Annotated in this window: 20 protein-coding genes; 9 read left to right on the top strand and 11 right to left on the bottom strand. The window is 66.6% G+C overall.

Translation table 11 applies throughout. The features are described from left to right. Positions 1 to 106: 106 nt before the first annotated feature. Together BW994_RS03915 and mutL are read right to left on the bottom strand one after the other, a co-directional pair. Entirely contained in the window at positions 107 to 1,795 is a 1,689-nt protein-coding gene (locus BW994_RS03915; protein ID WP_029312804.1) for a M3 family oligoendopeptidase, read from the bottom strand. Between the two features lie 40 nt (positions 1,796 to 1,835). Next, on the bottom strand, positions 1,836 to 3,572 hold the full coding sequence (gene mutL / locus BW994_RS03910) for a DNA mismatch repair endonuclease MutL (protein ID WP_029312805.1): 1,737 nt from the start codon (positions 3,570 to 3,572) through the stop codon (positions 1,836 to 1,838). Positions 3,573 to 3,626: 54 nt separating this feature from the next. Between mutL and BW994_RS03905 the strand changes: the two genes are divergently transcribed. Beyond that, the gene (locus BW994_RS03905) at positions 3,627 to 4,475 is read left to right on the top strand and encodes an SDR family NAD(P)-dependent oxidoreductase (protein ID WP_029312806.1); all 849 of its coding nucleotides are present in this window, start codon (positions 3,627 to 3,629) and stop codon (positions 4,473 to 4,475) included. Positions 4,476 to 4,507: 32 nt separating this feature from the next. Continuing rightward, complete coding sequence (locus BW994_RS03900) at positions 4,508 to 5,398, top strand: alpha/beta hydrolase (protein ID WP_029312807.1); 891 nt, start codon at positions 4,508 to 4,510, stop codon at positions 5,396 to 5,398. Positions 5,399 to 5,426: 28 nt separating this feature from the next. On the opposite strand, the gene BW994_RS03895 is transcribed toward BW994_RS03900, so the two are convergent. The 4 genes from BW994_RS03895 to ileS form a co-directional block, all read right to left on the bottom strand. Further along, complete coding sequence (locus BW994_RS03895) at positions 5,427 to 6,638, bottom strand: MFS transporter (RefSeq protein WP_035229612.1); 1,212 nt, start codon at positions 6,636 to 6,638, stop codon at positions 5,427 to 5,429. A gap of 68 nt (positions 6,639 to 6,706) precedes the next feature. Then, entirely contained in the window at positions 6,707 to 7,285 is a 579-nt protein-coding gene (locus BW994_RS03890; RefSeq protein WP_029312809.1) for a DUF3035 domain-containing protein, read from the bottom strand. Continuing rightward, positions 7,282 to 7,791 carry a signal peptidase II gene (gene lspA / locus BW994_RS03885; protein ID WP_029312810.1) on the bottom strand — a complete coding sequence of 170 codons (510 nt, stop codon included), beginning with the start codon at positions 7,789 to 7,791 and terminating at the stop codon, positions 7,282 to 7,284. Before lspA ends, BW994_RS03890 begins: the two co-directional genes overlap by 4 nt. Next, a complete protein-coding gene (gene ileS / locus BW994_RS03880; RefSeq protein ID WP_029312811.1) occupies positions 7,788 to 10,616 on the bottom strand; it encodes an isoleucine--tRNA ligase in 2,829 nt (942 codons plus the stop codon). The genes lspA and ileS overlap by 4 nt, the downstream gene beginning before the upstream one ends. Before the next feature lie 259 nt (positions 10,617 to 10,875). Between ileS and BW994_RS03875 the strand changes: the two genes are divergently transcribed. Genes BW994_RS03875 through BW994_RS03850 form a run of 6 tightly spaced genes read left to right on the top strand, consistent with a single transcriptional unit; the run spans position 10,876 to position 16,833 of the window. Beyond that, the gene (locus BW994_RS03875; protein ID WP_029312812.1) at positions 10,876 to 11,730 is read left to right on the top strand and encodes a protein-methionine-sulfoxide reductase heme-binding subunit MsrQ; all 855 of its coding nucleotides are present in this window, start codon (positions 10,876 to 10,878) and stop codon (positions 11,728 to 11,730) included. Positions 11,731 to 11,772: 42 nt separating this feature from the next. Then, positions 11,773 to 13,077: a hypothetical protein gene (locus BW994_RS03870; protein WP_217696431.1), complete on the top strand. Its 1,305-nt coding sequence runs from the start codon at positions 11,773 to 11,775 to the stop codon at positions 13,075 to 13,077. Further along, positions 13,074 to 14,414, top strand: coding sequence for a hypothetical protein (locus tag BW994_RS03865; RefSeq protein WP_029312814.1), 1,341 nt, complete (start codon positions 13,074 to 13,076; stop codon positions 14,412 to 14,414). Before BW994_RS03870 ends, BW994_RS03865 begins: the two co-directional genes overlap by 4 nt. Beyond that, positions 14,411 to 15,733 carry a nickel-dependent hydrogenase large subunit gene (locus BW994_RS03860; RefSeq protein ID WP_076454373.1) on the top strand — a complete coding sequence of 441 codons (1,323 nt, stop codon included), beginning with the start codon at positions 14,411 to 14,413 and terminating at the stop codon, positions 15,731 to 15,733. Before BW994_RS03865 ends, BW994_RS03860 begins: the two co-directional genes overlap by 4 nt. Beyond that, a complete protein-coding gene (locus BW994_RS03855; protein WP_029312816.1) occupies positions 15,726 to 16,229 on the top strand; it encodes an NADH-quinone oxidoreductase subunit B family protein in 504 nt (167 codons plus the stop codon). Before BW994_RS03860 ends, BW994_RS03855 begins: the two co-directional genes overlap by 8 nt. Further along, a complete protein-coding gene (locus tag BW994_RS03850; RefSeq protein ID WP_029312817.1) occupies positions 16,222 to 16,833 on the top strand; it encodes a ribonuclease HII in 612 nt (203 codons plus the stop codon). The genes BW994_RS03855 and BW994_RS03850 overlap by 8 nt, the downstream gene beginning before the upstream one ends. On the opposite strand, the gene BW994_RS03845 is transcribed toward BW994_RS03850, so the two are convergent. Next, positions 16,830 to 17,099: a hypothetical protein gene (locus BW994_RS03845; RefSeq protein WP_175612083.1), complete on the bottom strand. Its 270-nt coding sequence runs from the start codon at positions 17,097 to 17,099 to the stop codon at positions 16,830 to 16,832. The two genes, BW994_RS03850 and BW994_RS03845, sit on opposite strands and share 4 nt — an antisense overlap. A 316-nt stretch (positions 17,100 to 17,415) precedes the next feature. Continuing rightward, the gene (locus BW994_RS03840; RefSeq protein WP_029312819.1) at positions 17,416 to 18,471 is read right to left on the bottom strand and encodes a ribonucleotide-diphosphate reductase subunit beta; all 1,056 of its coding nucleotides are present in this window, start codon (positions 18,469 to 18,471) and stop codon (positions 17,416 to 17,418) included. A gap of 318 nt (positions 18,472 to 18,789) precedes the next feature. On the opposite strand from BW994_RS03840, the gene BW994_RS03835 reads away from it, so the two are divergent. Beyond that, on the top strand, positions 18,790 to 19,062 hold the full coding sequence (locus tag BW994_RS03835) for a hypothetical protein (RefSeq protein WP_029312820.1): 273 nt from the start codon (positions 18,790 to 18,792) through the stop codon (positions 19,060 to 19,062). On the opposite strand, the gene BW994_RS03830 is transcribed toward BW994_RS03835, so the two are convergent. The 3 genes from BW994_RS03830 to BW994_RS03820 form a co-directional block, all read right to left on the bottom strand. Beyond that, positions 19,063 to 19,758 carry a DsbA family protein gene (locus BW994_RS03830; protein WP_029312821.1) on the bottom strand — a complete coding sequence of 232 codons (696 nt, stop codon included), beginning with the start codon at positions 19,756 to 19,758 and terminating at the stop codon, positions 19,063 to 19,065. 106 nt (positions 19,759 to 19,864) lie between these two features. After that, positions 19,865 to 20,287 carry a type II toxin-antitoxin system VapC family toxin gene (locus tag BW994_RS03825; RefSeq protein WP_029312822.1) on the bottom strand — a complete coding sequence of 141 codons (423 nt, stop codon included), beginning with the start codon at positions 20,285 to 20,287 and terminating at the stop codon, positions 19,865 to 19,867. A gap of 2 nt (positions 20,288 to 20,289) precedes the next feature. After that, complete coding sequence (locus BW994_RS03820) at positions 20,290 to 20,562, bottom strand: type II toxin-antitoxin system Phd/YefM family antitoxin (RefSeq protein WP_029312823.1); 273 nt, start codon at positions 20,560 to 20,562, stop codon at positions 20,290 to 20,292. Between the last annotated feature and the right edge of the window lie 268 nt (positions 20,563 to 20,830).

Below are 20,830 nucleotides of genomic sequence, written 5' to 3'. Positions count from 1 at the left end.
CCTCGCTGCAATGGATCCCATGCGCCAGAATGGCCCTGGAACCGTGGCAATTTTAGGCAGGTATGAAGTAAACCGAGGGAATTGACGGTAATTTAATCCGTTTCGATCAGTCCGACCGCAAGGCCTTCGCCACTTCCGCGACCGATGTTTCGAGCGCCCCCGGCGCGAACGGCGAGATCAACCCCGCCGATGCCACCAGCTCGAGAAATGGTGCCGACCCACCACGCCGGCACAGCGCGATGTAATCCGCGAGCGCCACCGCGTAATTCTTGCGCGACCGTGTCCAGAATTGCAGGGCGCAGCATTGCGCCAGCGCGTAATCGATCATGTAGAACGGTATCAGATATAAATGCAGCACCTGCTGCCACCACCCACCATCTGCACCATGGGCCAGATCGCCGTAATCGCGCCACGGCATGTAATGATGTTCGAGCCGCCGCCATGTTGCGCGGCGTTCCGCCGGGGTCATCGCGGGCTTGGCGTAGATTTCGTGCTGGAAGTGATCGAGGCATGCGATCCGCGGCAGGGTCTGCAAAACACTGACCAAGTGCATCCGCCGATAACGCTCCGCCGCGGCCTCGCCTACCAACAGACCGGCATGGGGATACGTCAGTAGCTCGAAACTCATCGAGTGAATCTCGGCTGTCTCACTCCCCGGCCAGACATAATCGACGCTGGGCAGAGCCCGGCTGGAAAAATACTGAAACGCATGGCCCATCTCGTGCGTCAGCACGTCGATATCACCGCTGGTCCCGACGAAATTGGCAAAAATGAACGGCATGCCGACGGTATCGAAACTGGTGCAGAACCCGCCGTTGCCCTTGGCCGGCCGGTTCTTCAGATCGAGAAACCCACCCTGGTTCATCGCCTCATAAAACCGGGCAATCTCCGGGTCCATCCGGTCATACATCGCCTGACCGGCCGCAACCAACTCATCATGCCCACCCAGCGGCGTCGGGTTGCCGAGCGGATCGACGATGCGTTCGTCCCAGGCGAACACCTTGTCCCAGCCGAATGCCGCGCGCCGCTGTTCCATGATTTGCCCGACCAGCGGCGTCACATGCGTCGCAATCGCATCGCGATACCGGGCGACCTCATCGGGCCCGTAATCCAGCCGGCGCATCCGCTTGTAGGCGAGCGGAATGAAATTCTCATAGCCGAGTTTGCGCGCCATCCCGTGGCGCAACTTCACCAGATCGTCATAAATCTGGTCCAGCTCGTCGGCATTCTGTCCAAAGAACGCATCGATCTTCTGCTCGGCCTCATGGCGCAGCGCACGATCGATATGTTCCCGGAACGGTGCCATCCCCTCGTAATTCACCGTCTTGCCATCGATCTCGATCTGCACCGAGGCGGTCAGTTCGGTGTAGCGCGCCGCGAGTTTGGCCTCCTGCTCCAGATCGGCCTCGATCTCGGGGCGGAAAATCCCGATATCGAGGTCCCACAACGCGACCGCATGGGCACCCACCGCATGCACGACCGCGGTCCGGTCATCGTGATCCAGCATGCGCTGCTTGAACGCGGTTTCGTGGTTCTGCGCCGCCGGCAGCAATTCATCCCGATAATCGAGCGCCGCCTTCGCCCCGGCATCGTCGGTATTCTGCTGAAACCGCAGTTCGACGAGGGCTCCCCACGTCCCGATCTCGCGCCGCAACCGATCGAACCGCGCCGCCGCCTCGGCAATCTCGCCATCGTCGAACAGCGCGTTGATCGCGGCGTAATCGCGCGCGAGGCTCGCACGGTCCGGCGTCGGGGCAGTGATATCGGCAAATCGGATATTGGGTTCGTTGTCCATCCCTGATCAAACCAAGTTCGGCGCCGTCGCGCAATCCCGCCTAGCCGGCCCGCCCGAACATCCGCTCCAGATCGCCGCGCGTGAGTTTCAGCACGGTCGGGCGCCCGTGCGGGCAGGTCTGCGACAGCGGCGTGGCTTCCATCGCCCGCAGCAGCGCCGCCATTTCCTCGAACGCCAACCGCCGCCCGGCGCGGATCGAACGGTGGCACGCGATGCGGATGAGCATGGCATCGAGCCGCCCTTCCAGCGGGCCCGCCATCCCCGTATCGGCAAGCGCATCGGCAATGTCGCGCACCAGCGCCCGTGGATCGGCGTTGCCCAAGGCCGCCGGAATGGCGCGGATCAACACGGCACCGGCGCCGAAGCCTTCGACCATCACGCCAAGTTGCGCGAGCGTCGCGGCACTGGCCATCAGCCGCGCGACATCGTCATCCGCCATATCGAGCGGCACCGGCGACAGCAGGCCCTGGCTGGCAATCCCGCCAGCATCGCGCTCGGCGCGCAGGCGCAATTCGGTCAACCGCTCATGCGCCGCGTGCTGGTCGATCAGGACCAGCGACCCATCCGCGATCCGCGACAAAATGTAGGTATCGAACAGCTGCGCGAGCGGCGTGCCGAGCGGAAACGCACCGATCGGCGCCGCCGGTGCCGGCCGCCGCAGGCTCGGCGGCAGATCGAACGCCAGCGCCGTCTCCGCCTCGGCAAAGCCGCGCGCCGCCGCACTGGCCGGCACCGGATAGCTCCAACTTGCCCGCCCGCCACCGCCCAGGCGCAGCGCCGGTGCGGCGGCAACCCCGGCCGGCGTCGCCAGATGCCGCTGCACCGCACCGATCAGCAGGCTGCGCACCGCATCCGGCGCTGCGAACCGCAGTTCGGATTTCGCCGGATGCACGTTGACATCGAGTTGCTCGGGCGGAATGTCGAGCCAGAGTGCGGCCAGCGGATGCCGCCCGGCCGGAATCACATCGCGATACGCCACGCGCAGCGCCAGCCGCAGCAGCGGGTCGCGCACCGGCCGCGCGTTGACCATCATGTGCTGATGCCGCGCCGTCGCGCGCGTTACGCTGGCGGGCGAGATGAAGCCGCTGATCGTGATATCCTCGCGTACCGCCTCAAGCGCGACCAGCGCCTCGGCATCGCCGCGCCCGTACAGCGCCGCCACCCGCGCCCGCCGATCCTGCGCGGGCACGTCAAAACTGGTGGTCCCATCGATGCTCAGCGCGAACGCGACATCCGCCGCCGCCAGCGCCAGATGCCGCACCGCATCGGCGCAGGCGGTGGTTTCCGATGCCACGGAGCGCAGGAATTTCCGCCGCGCCGGCGTCGCATAGAACAAATCTTCCACGATCGCGCTGGTGCCGAACGGTGCCGCCACCGGCGTAATTTCGCTCACCGCGCCGCCCGCCACCGCGATCCGCGCCGCCGCATCCTGGCCGCGCGGGCGTGACACCAGGGTCAGCCGCGCCGCCGCCCCGATCGAGGGCAGCGCCTCGCCGCGGAACCCGAGTGTCGCGATCCGTACCAGCGCCTCATCGGTCAGTTTGGAGGTCGCGTGCCGGGTGATCGCGAGTGCCAGCTCCGTTTCGGGAATCCCGCCGCCATCGTCGGTCACCTCGATCCGCGCGATGCCGCCGCCGTCGATTCGCACGGCAATCCGCCGCGCCCCGGCATCCAGCGCGTTCTCGACCAGTTCCTTGACCGCGGCGGCCGGCCGTTCGATCACTTCGCCGGCAGCGATTCGGTTGATGGTGGCGGGGGCTAGGAGTCGGATCGGCATGCGACCATGTAAAGCCGTTGGGTTAACGATGTCCAAACCACAGGGAGTTCGCCGATGCGCATGAGGGTAAACGGCAAGGTCGCGGTGCTCACCGGTGCCGCCAGCGGTATCGGCGCGGCACTTGCCTTGGCGCTGGCGGCGCGCGGCGCCGATCTGGCGCTGATCGACCGTGATGCCGAAGGTCTCGCGCGCATCGCCGAACAAGCACGGCTGTTCGGTGCCACCGTGTCAACCCATGTCGCCGATCTCGCCGATGCCGCCGCCATCACGGCGTTGCCAGACGCGATCGCCGCCAGCCACGCGGCACCCGCCCTGCTGATCAACAATGCCGGCGTCGCCCTCGTCGGCGCGTTCGAACAGATGGACGAGGCCGAATTCGCCTGGCTGATGGACATCAATTTCTGGGCGGCGGTGCGGCTCACCCGCGCCATGCTGCCGGTCCTGCGCAATGGCGGCGGCGAACCCAGACGGATCGTGTTTCTCTCATCGGTGTTCGGCCTGGTCGGGCCGCCCTGGCAGACGGCCTATGCCACCTCGAAATTCGCCATCCGCGGCTTTGGTGAATCGCTCCGCCATGAGTTGGCGGATACCAACATCGGCGTCACGATCGTGCATCCCGGCGGCATCCGCACCAACATCGCCCGCGCCGCGCGGCTGGCGGCGCGGATCGATCCGGCCGTTGGCGCCGCCGGCATCAAGGCGTTCGAGGTCTCGTTGAAGACCCCGCCGGAGACCGCCGCGCGCGTCATTCTCGATGGGGTGGAGCGCGGCGCGCCGCGCGTGCTGATCGGCGCGGATGCCTATGCGATCGATACGCTGAGCCGCCTGATGCCGGTGCGCGCCTGGAGCGTGATCCAGCGCCGGCTCGCCAGACCTCAAGATCTGGTAACCGCCAAACCGTGATACCGTCCCGCCGTTGACCTCAAGGAGTCGCCATGGCCAGTCTTGCCGCTCATCTGCTCAATCCGGTCCTGCGCTATCAGGTCAAGCGCAAGCTCTCCGGCAGCGCCGATCCTGAAACCGTCCGCCGCGCCTTCAAATCACCGATGCCGGTGCCGCGCGGCGTGCGCTATACCGAGGCGGTGATCGGCGGCGTGCCGGGCGAGTGGGTCGAACCGGCCGAGGGTGCCCGCCCGGCGATGACTGTGCTGTATTTTCACGGCGGCGCCTATCTGGTCTGTTCGGCCGAAACCCACCGCCCGATCACCGGCGCGCTCGCCCGGCGCGGCGTTCGCGTGTACGCCGCCAATTATCGGCTCGCCCCCGAACACCGCTATCCTGCGGCGGTCGATGATGGTCTGGCCGCCTATCGCGGCCTGCTCGACCAGGGCGTGGTGCCGGAACGCTTCGCGATCGCAGGCGATTCCGCCGGCGGCGGCCTGGCGCTCGCCGTGCTGCTCGCGGCGAAGCAGGCCGGCCTGCCGATGCCGGCGCGCGCCGTGGTGTTCTCGCCCTGGACCGATCTGGCCGGCACCGGTGCCAGCGCGATCGAGAACGAGGGGCGCGACCCGATGATCATCGGCACCAAAATCGCCGACGGGGCAAAAATGTACCTCGGCGACGCCGATCCACGCACGCCGCACGCCTCGCCGCTGTATGGCGATCTTGCCGGCTTGCCGCCGCTGATGATCCATGTCGGCGCCAACGAGGTTCTGCGCGACGACAGCGTGCGGTTCGACGAAAAGGCCCGCGCCGCCGGTGTGGTAAGCCTGCTGCGAATCTGGCCGGTGGTGCCGCATGTCTGGCCGATGTTTCACAGTTTCGTGCCGGAAGGCCGCCAGACGCTCGATGACAGCGCCGCCTTCATCCGCGGTGCGGCGCGCTAGCGATCAAGCCGCGCGGCGGCGGCCGGCGTCAGGCAAACGCCGCGCGCCGCCGCCGGATTTCGTTCAGGATGAAATAGCTCAGCGCGAGGGCAGGGGCCGCCGCGCCGACCAGGGCGACCAGCGTCCAGCCGCCGCGGATCAGCAGGGCACTCGCCACCGCCGAGCCGGTCGCGCCGCCGACAAAGAACGCCGCCATATACGCGCCATTCAGCCGCGCCCGCAGCTCCGGCGCCAGCGCATAGATCGCGCGCTGGCCGAGCACGTTGTTCGCCTGCACGCCGAAATCGAGCGCAACGCCCGCCAGCGCCAGCAGCACCACGCTGTGCAGCGCCGCACCCAGCGCCGAGACCCCGAACGAGGCCAGCACCAGCGCGAGCGAAACCGCGCTACCCACCCTGCCATAGCCCGCATCGGCCAGCCGGCCGGCCAAAGGCGCTGAAATCGCCCCCGCAGCACCGACCAGCGCGAACACCGCGATGCCGAATTGCGTGTAGTGGAACCGCTCGGTCAGATAGATCGGCACCGCCGTCCAATACAGGCTGAACACGCCGAACGCCGCGCATTGATAGGCCGCCCGCCGCCGCAGGGTCGGCTCGGTCGCGTAGAGTTTGAACATGCTGAGAATGAGCGAAAAATACCCCGCCCGCGCCTTCGGCGCGACGTGCGGCAACTTACGGCGCAGCACCAGAAACAGCGCGGCCATGCCCAGCGCCGAGAGGCCGAACACCGCGCGCCAGCCCACCGCATAGGCGATCAGGCTCGCCACCGGCCGGGCCAGCAGAATGCCGAACACCAGCCCGCCCATCACGTTGCCGACCACCCGGCCACGCGTGGCATCCGGCGTCAGCGTCGCGATCATCGGCACCAATATCTGCACCGCACTCGAACACAGGCCGATCAGCAGGGCGGCGGCCAGAAAGATCGGCCAGGTCCAGGCGGTGGCGGCCAGCGCGAGGGCGACGACCGAACCGCCGATCAACCGGGTACTGAGCGCTCGGTTCTCGACCAGATCGCCCAGCGGCACCAGCAGCAACAGCCCGCTCGCATAGCCAAGCTGGGTGAAGGTCACCAACAGGCTCGCGATTGGCTTGGGCAGATGCAGCGCGGGCGCGATCAACCCGACCAGCGGTTGGGCATAATATAAATTGGCCACCACCGCGCCGGCCGCGACGGCGTACAGGGTGACCAGGCCGGCGGATGGTGCGGCCGGGCCGGTCGAAGGCTTCATGGAGTCGGACATGCCAACCGATATGCAAGTTGTTCAGCTGCGTGCAACCGGCGCTGCGTCAAGGCTCACATGCGGACGGCTCAGAAAATGTTGAGAATCCGCCCGATGATGCCCTTGGACGGTGTGGCACTCTGCTGCGGCGTGGCACCCGAAGTCGCCGGCGTGCCGAGGGCGGCATTTTCCTGCAGGCGCCGCTGCTCGGCCGAGGCATTGACCACCTGATCGCCCGGCTTGCCGCCGCCGAGCGACATCAGCGAGGACACAAAACCCGGGCTGCGGCTTTCAAGCTCGGCCTGGTGATTGACGATGGTCCGAATCCCGGACGGTGGCGTCGGTCCGGCCTCCTGCAACAAGGCCTGCTGGCCGGGGCCCATGCTGGCATCGCCATTGGCGAGTGCCGTCTGCGGCGAGAGCACGTCCTCGGCCTGCTGCGATGCGGAGACCTGCTGCGGCCGGGGCGCGCCGGGCTGCGGCGTCGGCAGCGCGAGATCGGGTGGCATCGACAGCGGTGCCTCGGTCGCGACATCGTAGGCATCGGGCGGGGTGACCTCGAGCCCGAAGGTTTTCGAGGCATCGCTGCACCCGGCGAGCGCCAGTGTCGCGATGGTGGCGATGGCGGCAAGGGTCAACGGCGCGGCCGATTTGCGTGTGCGGATCATGACGCCTCCTTATCGCCGCGCGCCCCGGTGGGCAAGGGAGCGGCGGGCTCACGACGGAGCATCGAGTCGAGAATCAACGTCCCGACACCGCAGACGATCGCGGCATCCGCGACATTGAATACATACCAATGATAGGCGCCGATATGCGCATCGATGAAATCGACCACCGCGCCGTACTGCACCCGCGAAATAATATTGCCGATCGCCCCGCCGATGATCGCGCCCACCGCCAGCGTCGTCGTCAGATGCACCGCCCGCCACAGCCAGACCGCCAGCGCGATCACCGCGACCGCGGCCACCACGATGAGCAGCAGCGTGGCGTTATCGCCCGCCAGAATCCCGAAGGTGACGCCGTGGTTCCATACCATCGCGAAATTCAGCACCGGCAGGATCCGCACGACCGCGCGCTGCGGCAGGTCGAGACCGTACAGCACCCAGTATTTCGACGCCTGATCAGCCAGCAGGACGACCAGCGCCATCACCACGCCGGCAAGGCGGCGGTTCATCCGACATACTCGCAGCAGCGGCGGCACAGGGTTGGGTGAGCCTGATCCTCGCCCACTTCCGGCAAGACCTGCCAGCAGCGCGCGCATTTGGTCCCTGGCGCGATCGTGACTTTCGGCGGCGCGCGCAACGGTGCCGCCGCACCGGCGCCGGCCTCATCGGTCGCGATCATGGTTTCGGCCGCCGAGGTGATCAGCAGTTCCGCCCAATTGACGCTCTGCAACGCGATCGGCGCATCGACCGCGAGGGTGATGCTGATGCAGGCCTGCAACGAGGAAGCGATGTCGCCGCTGCGTCGTGCCTCCTCCAATTGGGTGTTCGCGAGCTTGCGCACCGCCCGGATTTCCGCCCAGCCGGCATCGAGCGCGTCATCGCGCCACTCCGCCGGCACCGGCGGAAACTGCGCCAGATGCACGCACTCATCCTCACCGAATCGTGCCCGCCATGCCTCATCGGCGGTGAACGGCAGCACCGGCGCGAGCCATGTGGTCAGGCAGCGGTGCAGAATATCCAGCACGGTCCGGCAGGCGCGCCTTGTTTCGCTCTGGGCAAGCTGCCGACCCTCGGCATCGAGCTTCACGTCGCAATAGAGCGCATCCTTGCGGATATCGAAATAAAACGCCGAGAGATCGTTGTTGCAGAATTGATGGATCGCCGGATACACGCCGGTCCAGTCGTGCGTGGCGACGGCGCGGCGCAGCATCGCATCGAGCTCGGCGAGTTTGTGCAGCATGTATTGCTCGAGCTCGGGCATCGCCGCGCGATCGAGTATTTCCGCCTCGGAATAACCCTCCAGCCCGCCCAGAATCCAGCGCAGCGTGTTGCGGATGCGGCGATACAGATCGGCCTGCTGCTTGAGGATTTCCTTGCCGATCCGCAGATCGTTGTGCACGTCCGAATTCATCACCCAAAGGCGCAGAATATCGGCGCCGTACAGGTCGATCACCTCCTGCGGCGCGGTGACGTTGCCGAGCGATTTCGACATTTTGCGGCCCTGCTCGTCGAGCACGAAGCCATCGGTGACGATCGCCTTGAACGGTGCCACGCCGCGCGTGCCGACCGCTTCGAGCAGCGAGGCCTGAAACCAGCCGCGATGCTGATCCGACCCTTCGAGGTACAAATCGGCCGGCCAGGGCATGCCGCGCGCTTCGAGCACGAAGGCATGGGTCGAGCCGCTCTCGAACCAGACATCGACGATGTCGAACACCTGTTCGTAATCATCCGGGTTATAGCCGTTGCCAAGGAAATCGGCGGCAGGCCGGGCGTACCAGGCGTCCGCCCCTGCGGCCTCGAACAGGGCGCGGGTGCGGGCGAACACTGCCGGATCGTTCAGGATCGATTTGTCCGATTTGCGCATGAACAGCGCGATCGGCACGCCCCAGGCGCGCTGGCGCGAAATGCACCAGTCCGGCCGGGATTCCACCATCGAGCGGATGCGGTTGCGCCCGGCATCCGGCACGAACTGTGTCGCATCGAGCGCTGCCAGCGCCTTGTCGCGGATGTGCTCCTCGCCATCCATCCGGATGAACCAGTTGGGCCGCGCGAGGTAGATCAGCGGCGCTTTCGAGCGCCAGGAATGCGGGTAGGAATGGAGGAACTCCTCGCGTTTGAGCAACGCGCCGGCGTCTTCCAGGGCGCGGCAGACATTGTCGGCCACTTTGTAGACATGCTGGCCGGCAAACAGCGGCACATCGGCGGCATAGGTGCCATCGTCGTTGACCGTCTCGGGCACATCGATGCCGTGTTCGCGGCAGAGGAAAAAGTCGTCCTCGCCATGGGCAGGCGCCATGTGGACGAAACCGGTGCCGGCTTCGGTGGTGACGAAATCGCCCAGCAGCATCGGCACATCGAACTCATAGCCCTGTCCACGCAACGGATGGGCGCAGACCACGTCCACCAGATCGGCACCGGTCACGATGCGGCGCTGCGTATGACCGACGATGCCGGTTTCGGTTGTGAATTTATCAAGCAGATCGACTGCGACGAACAATTTGTCGCCGACCCGCGCGTGGCTGGTTTCGCCGACCGCATCGACGTCGATCAGCGCATAGTCGAAGCTTGCGCCGGCGGCGATTGCGCGGTTACCCGGAATGGTCCAGGGCGTGGTGGTCCAGATCACGATGGCGCTGCCGGCGAATTCACCGGCGATGATCGGAAACCGCACCCAGATCGCCGTATCCGTCCGATCCTTATACTCAACCTCGGCCTCGGCCAACGCGGTCTTTTCCACCGGGCTCCACATCACCGGCCGCAGGCCACGATAGAGCGCGCCGTTCGCCGCGAATTTATGGATCTCGGCGGCGATCGCCGCTTCGGATGAAAAATCCATCGTCGCGTAGCGTTGCGCCCAATTGCCTTCGATGCCGAGGCGTTTGAACTCGGCGGCCTGGATGTCGAGCCATTTGGCGGCGTAGGCGCGGCATTCGGCGCGGAAGTCGAGCACCGGCACTTCGTCCTTGTTTTTGCCGGCTTTGCGGTATTGTTGTTCGACCATCCATTCGATCGGCAGGCCGTGGCAATCCCAGCCCGGCACGTAATCGGCATCGAACCCGGCCATCTGGCGGGCGCGGTTGATCACATCCTTGTGGATTTTGTTCAGCGCGTGGCCGATGTGCAGATTGCCGTTGGCGTAGGGCGGGCCGTCGTGCAGGATGAAGGGGGTGCGGCCGGCGGCATCGGCGCGCAGGCGGACGAACAGACCCATCGCCTCCCAGCGGGCGAGTGCTTCGGGTTCGCGTTTGGGCAGGTCGCCGCGCATCGGGAATGCGGTGCGGGGCAGAAACACGGTGGCGCGGTAATCGCGCTCGGCGGGGACGCTATCGTTCATGGCAAGCTCCGGAGGAGAGGAAACAGGTGTGTGACCCGGCCCTTAGCTCAGGGCCGGCCCGATAATTCGTCCGCTCACGCGCCGGATGCAGCACCCATTCATGGTCAATATATGCAAGCCCCAAGCCACCCCGGTCAAGCCACAGCGCCGCGGCGCCCACAGGACAAAAAGTTTTTTGCTTCTTTTTTTTAAAAAAGAAGCCTTACTTTTGCCTGTCGCCCCATTTGCCAGCGTAGATGCGTAAACACATGAGACCCACATGAGCACCACAACCAAGCGCTGCCCCTCTGTCTTCGCAGTCCCCTGGCGCACGCCGGCCGGGCGGTTTTCCTGGCTGAAGCTGATCACGCTGCTGCTCTGCATCGCGCCGACGCCGTTCATTCTCTGGCAGTGGCGCACCGATGACCTGGGCAGCCGGCCGGTGCATCACGCCATGCTGGAAACCGGGTTCTGGGCGATCCGCTTCTTGATCCTGTCCCTCGCGGTCACGCCGGCGCGCGCGCTGTTCGACTGGCCGCGCGTGGTGATGCTGCGGCGCATGCTCGGGCTCGCGGCGGCGTTCTACACGATCGCGCATATCGTGCTCTACGCGTGGGACGAGGGGTTCGCGCTCGGCTTCGTGGTCAGCCAGATGCTGACGGTATTCTACCTCATTCTCGGCACGATCGCGACGGTCGGGTTCATCGCGCTCTCGGTCACCTCGACCGATGCGGCGATGGCGCGGCTGGGCAAAAAATGGAAGGCGCTGCACCGGCTGATCTATCCGGTCGCGATCCTGTCGCTGTGGCATTTTTTCCTGACCCAGAAGGTCGAGGTCGGGGTGGCGATGGTGCCGGCCGGGCTGTTCGTGTGGCTGATGCTATGGCGCGCGAGTGCGCCAGGGTTCCGCCGCTCGCTCCCAGGCATCGTGATCCTGGCGGTCGCGAGCGTGATGATCACGGCGCTGGGCGAGGCGCTCTGGTACAAGCTCAACTCGGGGATCAACCCGTGGCTGGTGCTCGATGCCAATTTCAGCACGCTGCGGATCAGTGCTGCGGCATTCGTGGCGATCGATCTGGCGATCCTGGTCGGTTTGGTGATCGCGCGGCGGGTGCAGAAGCGCGCATCGGCGTGACCGTGGTGGTGGGCGAATCGGCCCGGCCTGCTATGCCGGGGCATGGCCCGACCCTCTGAGCAATCACGCGTCATGGCTGCGATGCCGGCCGCCGTGGCCGGCGGCGTTGCCGGTCTGGCGTTCGCCGGCGCGCTCGGCATGGCGGCGGTCGCGCTGTTCGGCCTTGCGCCGATGCAGGCGGCGCTGCCCTGGTTCGGCGGCGCCGGGTTCGATGTGGCAGATTTCGCGGTCGATCCGCTGCGGGCCGCACTGCTCGCGCCGCTGCTGCTCGCCGCCGCCGCCACCATCACGGCGGCGGGGCGACCCAAGCCAGGTTTATACGCGCTGATCGTCGCGAGCGTGCTGGCGGTGCTGGCGCTCGGCCCGTACGGTTCAGCGTTGGGCGCGGTCTTCTGGGGGGGCATCGCGCTGCTGCTCGCGCTGTGGGGCCGCCAGGGTGGCGCTTTCGCGCTGGCCGCGGTGCCGTCGGTCCTGGTCACGGTGGCGCTCGATGCGCCGGCGCTCGATCCGGTCTTCGCCTTGGCGGGCGGGGCGGCGCTACTCGGCGGCGGGCTATGGGCGGCGCGCGCAAACACGCTGGCCGGCCTCGCCCGCGCCACGGCCCTGGGGTTCGCCGGGCTGGCGCTGCTGTCGCTCGGCCTCGGCGCCGCGCCGGCGGCGGTGGCGGCGATGATCGCGAACGCGCTGATCGCCCCGGTGCTCGGCATCGCCGCCGCGACGCTGACCGAGGCAACCGGCACCAGCGCGCTCGACTGGCTGGGCGGCATCGCGCGCGGCATGCCGCGCTTTGCCTTGCTGATGGGCGGCGGCCTCGCCTTCGCCGCCATGTTGCCGCCCGGACCGGGGTTTGTCGCGTTCAGCGCGGCGTGGCGTGCCGCGATCGGTGCCGGTGCCTGGACCGCGATCGTGGTGCTGGCGCTGTGGTTCGCCTTGATGGGATTTGCCGTGCTGCGCGCGTTCGCGGCCATCGCACTCGGCCGGCCGCGCAGCCTGCGCGCCGCGGCGGCCGAGGATGCGGCGCGGCCGGTATTGGTCGCACTCGCAGCATTGCTGCTCGGTGGCGCGATCTTTGCGCTGGCCGATCCGGCGCGGCTCGGGCTTGGCCTCGCCATGGCCGCGCTGGCGCTCGGCGCGCGGTGGTTCCTGCTGCGGGCCGGCCCGGTCGACGTGCCGGCGTATGACGATGGTTTCGCCCGCTCGCCGGCCTGGCTGCCGTTCGGCGATCCGACGACTCAGATCACCGCGACCGGGTTTGCCGGCGCGCTGCGCCTGCCGCCCCGCGCGCAACCCGCCTGGCGCTGGGCCTGCCGCGCCGGCCGCTGGCTCGCCGTGCCGTTCCGGCCATGATGCTGCTGAGCCGCCTGATTGCGACGCTGATCGATATTGCCGCGCTGCTCGGCATGGCGGCCGCGCTGGCGCTGCTCGCGCCGGTCCTGCGGGCGGTGCACGATGGTGTGGCACCGCCCCGGTGGCGGCAGGCCTGGGATGATCTGGTCAAACTCAGCCGCAAACGCCGCCTGCGGCCGGGGTTCGCCTCGCCGCTCTATCCCGCGTGGCCGGTCATCGCGGTGACCGCGAGCGGTGCCGCCTTGCTGGTGGTGCCCGGCTTTGCCTTCGGCCTGATCACCGCACCGCTCGCGACCGTGCCGCTGCTGGCCGGACTACTCGCCCTGGCGCTGGGCGCGCGCCTGGCCGCATGGCTCGAATCGGGGGAGGGTGGGCGCGGCGCGCGGGCGGCGGGGGCGGCGCTGCGGCTGGCAATCGGCCTCGTGGTCTGGCTGGTCGTGCTCGGCGCGCTGGCGGTGCGGGCGGGCAGCGACCGGCTGGATGCGATCGGCGGCCTGCTCGCGGCGACACCCGCGAACACGGCGCTGGTGCTGCTCGCCGGCATCGCGCTGGCGCTCACGCTCGGCTGCTACGAGCTCGACGATCCGGCCGATTACGCCGGGCCGGAACGCGCGCTGTTTCGGATCGAGGCGATGCTGCGCCGCATCGTGCTGCTGGCCATCGTGCTCGATATGATCGCGCCCGTGCCGATGGCCGATGCCGGTCTCGCCGCCACCTGGCCGGTCGGGCTGCTCACCTGGATCATCAAGGCCGGCGTGCTGGGCTTGATCCTGATCTGGCTGGCGCCGCGCCGCTTCGCGATCCGGCTCGGCGTCGCCGCGGCGATCGGCTGCCTGGTGGTGATGCTGGTGCAGGCGGTTGCGGTGCCCACGTTGTTGATCGCCGGCGGCGGCGTACTGGTTCTGGCCGGGCTGATCGGGCTGATCCGGCGCGGCGCGGTGCTGGAGGCGGCGGGTTGCGTGCAACTCGGCGTCGCATCGCTCGGCTTCGGTCTGGGCGCGACCGACGGGGCGCTGCTGATCCTGGTGACCATCGCGCTCGCGCGCCTCGCCGGCGGCACCTTCGCATCCGCCGGCCTGATCGCGCTGCTCGCCCTGCCGCCGTTCGGCGCGTTCGCCGGGGATGTCGCCGTGCTGCGCGCCGCTTTCCGCCTTGATATCGGGCTGGGTGGGGTGGTGCTGGCGGCGGTGGTGCTGACCGCGGCGATCGCGCTGGCACGCCAGCCGCCGGCTCGGTTCACCATGCCGCCGGCGCGCCGCGCGGTGCCCGCCGCGCTGCTGTTGCTCGCCGCCGCCGCGCTGGGGCTGCTGCCCTGGCTGATCGCGCTGCCCGCATGAACCCCGCACTCGACGTTGCGATCGCGTCGGCGGCCCCGCCGGGTACGGCCGTGATGCTGGATGCCGCCACCTGGCGCAGCCTCGCGGCCGGCGACGCCCGGCTGGGGTTTGTCGGCCTATTCGTCTCGGGCGGGCGGGTGCATGCGCTGTTCACCGATGGATCGGCGCCGCTGCTGCTGGCGACCGAATTGATCGCCAACGCCTATCCTTCGATCGCCACAGGGTTTCCCCAGGCCGCCTGGTTCGAACGGCTGGCGTTCGACCAGACCGGTGCCACCGCCGAAGGTGCCACCGACCGCCGCCCGGCGATCGCCCAAGGGGCCGCCGGCACCGATGCCGCCTGGCCGCGCTTCATCGAAACCGCGGGCGAAGGCTTCTATCAGATCGGCGCCGGCCCGGTTGCCGGGCGGATCGCAAGCCCGGTGCACCGGCGTTTCAGCATGGGGCGCTTCAGCATGGGGCGCTTCAGCATGGGGTGTTTCAGCACGGACGACACGCGGATTCTCCGCCTGGAACACCGGCTCGGCTACGCCCATCGCGGCATCGCGGGGCTGATGCGCGGCAAATCGCCCCGGGTTGCCGCACGGTTCGCCGCTCGCATCGCCGGCGATGCCACGGTCGCGCATGCGGTCGCGTTTGCCCGCGCGGCGGAGGCGGCGAGCGGTGCCGTGGCACCGCCGCGGGCGGTGGCGCTGCGCGCGATCATGGTGGCGGTCGAGCGAATGACCGCCGATCTCGCCGCGCTGGCGGCGGCGGTGGCGGCGGCGGGTGATGCGCGGTTCGCGACCCTGCTCGGTCAGGCGCGTGAACAGAGCGCCGTGGCGCTGGGCGAGGCGTTCGGCCATCGGCTCATGATGGATATCGTGGTGCCCGGCGGGCTCGCGCTCGATCTGCGCGGCGATGCCGTTGCGTCCCTGCTTGCCGCGCTGGACCGCGCTTCCCTGGTGGTGCGGGCGTTCGCCTGGGGGCGGGTGCGGCGCGACCTGGGGCCGGCCGCTGGCATCGCGCAGGCGCGGGCACGCTCGATCCGCGCGCTTGCTGCATCGGTGCGTGCGGACCTCGCGGTGGTGCCCGAAGGCATCATCGCCGCGGCTCTGCCCGCCGGCACCGGCACGGCGCTGGGGGCCGCCGAAAGCGCGCGGGGCATGGTGTATCACTGGATCGACCTGCTCGATGGCCAGATCCGCGATTGTGTCGCGATCGACCCATCCGCGCGGCTGCTGCCGGCGCTCGAAGCCGGCGTGGTCGGGCTCGATCCCCAAGCGGCAGCCGTGCTGATCGCGTGTTATGGCCTGTCGGTGGGGGCGATCGATGGATGAAGCGGCGGTGAGTTCACTGGCGGCGCGCCTGGCGGATGCCGGCATCACAAGGCTTGGCCGCAGCCTGGCGGTGCGCCATGTCGATGCAGGCAGTTGCGGCGGGTGCGAAATTTCGCTGGCGGGTGCCGTGGCGCTGCGGGCCGGGCTGACCCGCTACGGCATCACGCTGGTCGATGATCCGCGCGAAGCCGATGTGCTGCTGATCACCGGCGTCGTCACCACCACGATGGCCGATGCGGTCACCCGCACGCTGGGTGCAATGGCACCGCCGCGCTTCGTGGTCGCGGTGGGGGATTGCGCGGTCGATGGCGGCGTGTTCAAGGGTGCGCCGACCGTGCTGGGCGGTGCCGAGCGGATCGTTCCGGTCGATCTGCTGATCGCCGGTTGCCCGCCATCGCCGGGAAGGATCATCGCCGGTCTGGTCGCTTTGCTCGAGGCAAATGCCGCGCCCGTCGCGGCCGCGCGCCGCTCATCGCGCATCGAGCCGCATGCCTGATTTCAGCCATGAATTGCGCTGCGGCGGGATCGTGGCAGGGGTGGACGAGGTCGGGCGCGGACCGCTGGCCGGCCCGGTGCTAGCGGCCGCGGCGATTCTGCCGCTCGATCTTGATGCGATGATCATCCGGTTGATCGATGATTCCAAACGATTATCGGCCGCGCGGCGGGCCATGGCGCTGGCCGCGCTGATCGACTCGGGCGCCATCATCGCGCTCGGCGCGGCGTCGGTTGCCGAGATTGCGCGGTTGAATATTTTGCAGGCGAGCCTGCTCGCGATGCGACGGGCGGTGGCACGCCTGACCGTGCGGCCGGACCATGTGCTGGTCGATGGCACGATGACGCCATCGCTGCCGATGAATTGTTCGGCGTTGATCGGCGGCGATGGGATTTCACTCTCGATCGCCGCGGCCTCGATCGCGGCGAAACTTGCGCGCGACCGGTTGATGGTGCGGCTGGATCAGCGCCACCCCGGCTTTGGCTGGGCGCGTAACGCGGGTTACGGCACGCAAGCGCACCGCACGGCAATCATGTCACTTGGGATCACCGCGCATCACCGTCGCGGTTTCGGGCCGCTGCTGCGGGACGTCACCGCGCAGGGTTAGGCGTATTTCTGTTCCGGATGGCGCAGGTGCCACAGACGCTCGTGCGCGGCCACCAGGCTCTCGATACTCTTGCGCCGGTTGGCATCGCTGTTAGGGCTGCGGCGCGTCAGCATGTGCTCGAGAATGACCAACAACTGCTCGGCGATTTCGTAATCGTCCTGGTCGCAGGCGTGGTGAAACGCGATCAATATCTTGTCGGACAGGCGCCGGCTGTACCGCGACTGGGTCTTATCAGCCTTGACAACGTCGTCGGCGAACTGGTCGATGGTATCCTCATCTGTCACTGCGGGTATTCCGATCAAAAGATGAACTACAAGTCATCTTACCGGTTTTCTAACATTTGGCTATGCTCAAACACGTCTATTGCCAACAAAAAACGCCATACAAAGGAATAGTGTTGTACGCACAACGCAGTTCATGGCGATTTCTTATTTTTGAAACTACTCGTCTTTGATATAAAGCCACACTCTCTCATTTTTGACAAGACCTAACGCCAAGTATGCGAATAATCTCGCACGCGGGGCGGAGCCGCGGGCGAGATGATTGCGCGCGTCAACAGAATTGGCGGTTCGTCACGATCGATCAAACCGCAACGATCAGCGGTGGTTCGGGCGAGGTGAACACGAAATCGGAAAAGGCTTCCTCCCACGATCCGGTGGTCGAGGCCTTGCTGTATTCGGTCGCCCGATTCTCGAAGAAATTGGCGTGTTCCACCGCGTTGAGCATTTCATCGAGCCAGGGCAGCGGGTTTTTCTCAACATGGAACAACGGGTTGAGGCCAAGCTGCTGCAAGCGGCGGTCGGCGATGAAGCGGATATAGCGCTTCACCTCGGCGCCATTGATACCCTCGATCGCGCCGAATTCGAACGCCAGATCGATGAACGCATCCTCGTGATCGACGATGGTGGCACAGCTCAAATACAGCTCGCGGCGCAGTTCCTCGGTCCAGATTTCGGGGTTTTCTGAAATGAAGGTGCGGAACAGCCGGATGATCGACAGGCAGTGCAGGCTCTCGTCGCGCACCGACCAGGAAATGATCTGGCCCATGCCCTTCATTTTGTTGAAGCGCGGGAAGTTCAGCAGGATCGCGAAGGAGGCGAACAGCTGCAACCCCTCGGTAAAGGCGCCGAACGCCGCCAGGGTCTTGGCGATTTCATGTTTGTTGTCGACCCGGAAGCCGTGCATGTAGTCGTATTTGTCCTTCATTTCCTTGTATTTCATGAAGGCGGAGTATTCGAGCTCGGGCATGCCCACCGTATCGAGCAGATGCGAATAGGCGGCGATGTGCACCGTCTCGATGTTAGAGAAGGCCGAGAGCATCATCAGCACTTCGGTCGGTTTGAAGACCTGGCTGTAGTGCTTCATGTAGCAATTATTCACCTCGACATCTGCCTGGGTGAAGAAGCGGAAAATCTGGGTGAGCAGATTGCGCTCGCCGGCGGTGAGGTTTTTGTGCCAATCCTTGACGTCATCGGCGAGAGGCACCTCCTCCGGCAGCCAATGCACGCGCTGTTGGGTCAGCCAGGCCTCGTAGGCCCAGGGGTAGCGGAACGGCTTGTAGACCGGGTTTTCCGTCAGCAGATCGAACTTGGTTGGCAGGACGATCGGGGTCGGCGGCGGGGTGATGATGGCGGACATGCGGTTATCCTTTGAGGCAAAGCGAGGTCAAGGCGAGGGAGTGGTCCCCGAGCCGACGTGACGCGCACGGCAAAGCAGAGGGACGGTCCCGGACCGCGCTGGTTTTGATGATCGACTCTATGCATATCTTATGGACCGGTATGGGCGGTTCGGCAATTGCATTTTTTGGTTGGACCGGCGTTTTGCCACTACATCTGTGCGCAACACGGTTCCGCCCTACTATATGTTGACGCGTATGGCGCCCCAAGCCGCAATGCGATTGACAGCGCCGCCAACCCCACCGAGACTCGCCAACCAAACCGCATGGACGGATGCACGATGACCGATGAACCGCAGAAACACGCCGAAACCCTGATCCGGACGCTGGAGGACAACAACCACCCCGAACACGCGGCGCGCTTTGCCGATGTGCTGTCCGGCAATCTGGTGGGCACGGCGCTGCTCTCGGCCCTTCGTGAGCTGAGCGATACACTCATGGCTGGGGTCGAGGCGCTGGATCCTTCAGCCGTGGTCGCGCTCGAGGATTTCCGCCTGTCGGTGGACCGGCATCTGACCGCGGGAGGCGCCGATGAGCCGCCCGCAGCACCCTGATCAGGATTTGTGGCTCGCGGCGGCGGCCTGGCCGTTGCCGGCCTGACGCTCCCGCTGCTCCGCCTGATCGACGGTTTTGACCAGATCAGCATAGCTGATCGAGCCGATGATGCGCTGGTGGCCGATGTACCAGCTCGGCACGTATTTCAAGCCAAGCCCGTGGCCGCGCGCCAGATTGGCCGCGAGGCGGGCGGTGACCGCCGGCCCGTTCATCGCCGCCTTCAGGCTCGGCCAGTCGATCCCGGCGGTTTGCGCGTCCGCTTTCAGGATTGCCAAGGTGGGTTTGCGCTTCTGGCGCATCAGGATGTGTCGGAGTGGCCGGTATTTGTGTTGCAGCGCCGCCGCGAACAGCGCCTTGGTGCCGAGCACGCTGGGCTTGCCGAGAATCGGGTAGTCGACCGGCACATAGCGGAAATCATGATCCGACTTCATCAACCGGTTGAACCGCACGTTCATCCGCCGGCAGGGCGGGCAGCGGATATCGTAGAAATCCATGATCGTGACGGCGGCGGCCGGATTGCCGAACACCGGATCGCCCGCGCGGATCAGGCTGGCGGCGGTGAACGGGGTCTGGATGACCGGCGGATTGGCATCGTCGGCGGGTTTCGGTTTGGGATGATGCAGCACGGCCACCAGAACGGCGGCGATGGCGATGGAACCCACGGCAAACAGGGCAGCTCTGATGCGGTTTGTCATGGTTTTCCGATACAGGGTTCGGGTGAACGATCAATAAGAATCATGGTGCAGGTGCGAATCGTTTGGCCGGGTGATGGCGGTGGTGGGGGTGCGTGTCAAAGGGGCGTCAGCAGGGGATCGCGCGCACGCCGCCGGCTTTGGCGTAATCGATGATCCTGCGGTCGCGGGTGATGATCGGGACGTTGAGGTGGCGGGCGGTCGCGATGATCAGGCGATCGCCGGGGTCGGCGTGGAGATCGTCGGCGAGGTTTGAGGAGTCGATGGCGATGGCGGCGGTGAGGGGTGCGTTGACGATGCCGGGGCCGGCCATGAGCCGGGCGAACCAGGTTTTCGGGTCGGGCAGGAATTCCAGGGCAGGGCGGTTTTGTTTCGGGCGGGACAGCATGCCGATTTCCCAGGCGGAGACGGGCGAGATGTGGAGGGCATCGGCGAGGCCGGCCGCCACAATGGCTTCGCGTGCCGCGGCCGATAGCGAGTCGCCGTTGGCGAGCCAGATGACGGCGCAGGTGTCGAGCAGGGCGCCCGCCATGGTCAGTTGTGCAAGATGCCGTGGGCGGCGGCGCAATCGTCTTCGGCGATCGGGTCGGTCAGGTCGATATCGTGCGGGATGATGACGCTGTCGCGCATGAAACCATGCAGCGCGTGGACGGCGCTGGCCTCGCTAGCCGGCGGGGAGAGGATGGCAACGACCCGGCCCCGCTTGGTGATGGTGACCGTATCGAACTCACGATTGGCGACGCGGTCGAGAATATCGAGGCACTTGGCCTTGAACGCGGCGGCGGCGATTTGGGGGTGGTTGCTCATGGATGTCCGTTGTGGTCGTTTGAGATGACTAGTTGTATGGGATGGATCAGTGGGGCGCAAGGTTATTCGGTTCGGATGGGTGGCTCGGTCGGGGCATTTGTCGTGGGGTCGTCGCTCAAGGTGGTTTCGTCCGAACGTGTGAGGGGTATCGGAGGGATAGAAATTTTGCTTGTCTTTTGTGCTCTTCGTTACGTTATCGTAACGATTTAGGCGCGCGAAATCATGGCCCCTTCCGCCAGAGTTTTTTGACGTTGAAGGAGGGGATGAA

This window comes from Acidiphilium rubrum (assembly GCF_900156265.1).
In the GTDB taxonomy this organism is placed as follows: domain Bacteria; phylum Pseudomonadota; class Alphaproteobacteria; order Acetobacterales; family Acetobacteraceae; genus Acidiphilium; species Acidiphilium rubrum.
The sequence above is the reverse complement of the archived record's forward strand: the minus strand, read 5'-3'. Positions and strand labels throughout refer to the sequence as shown.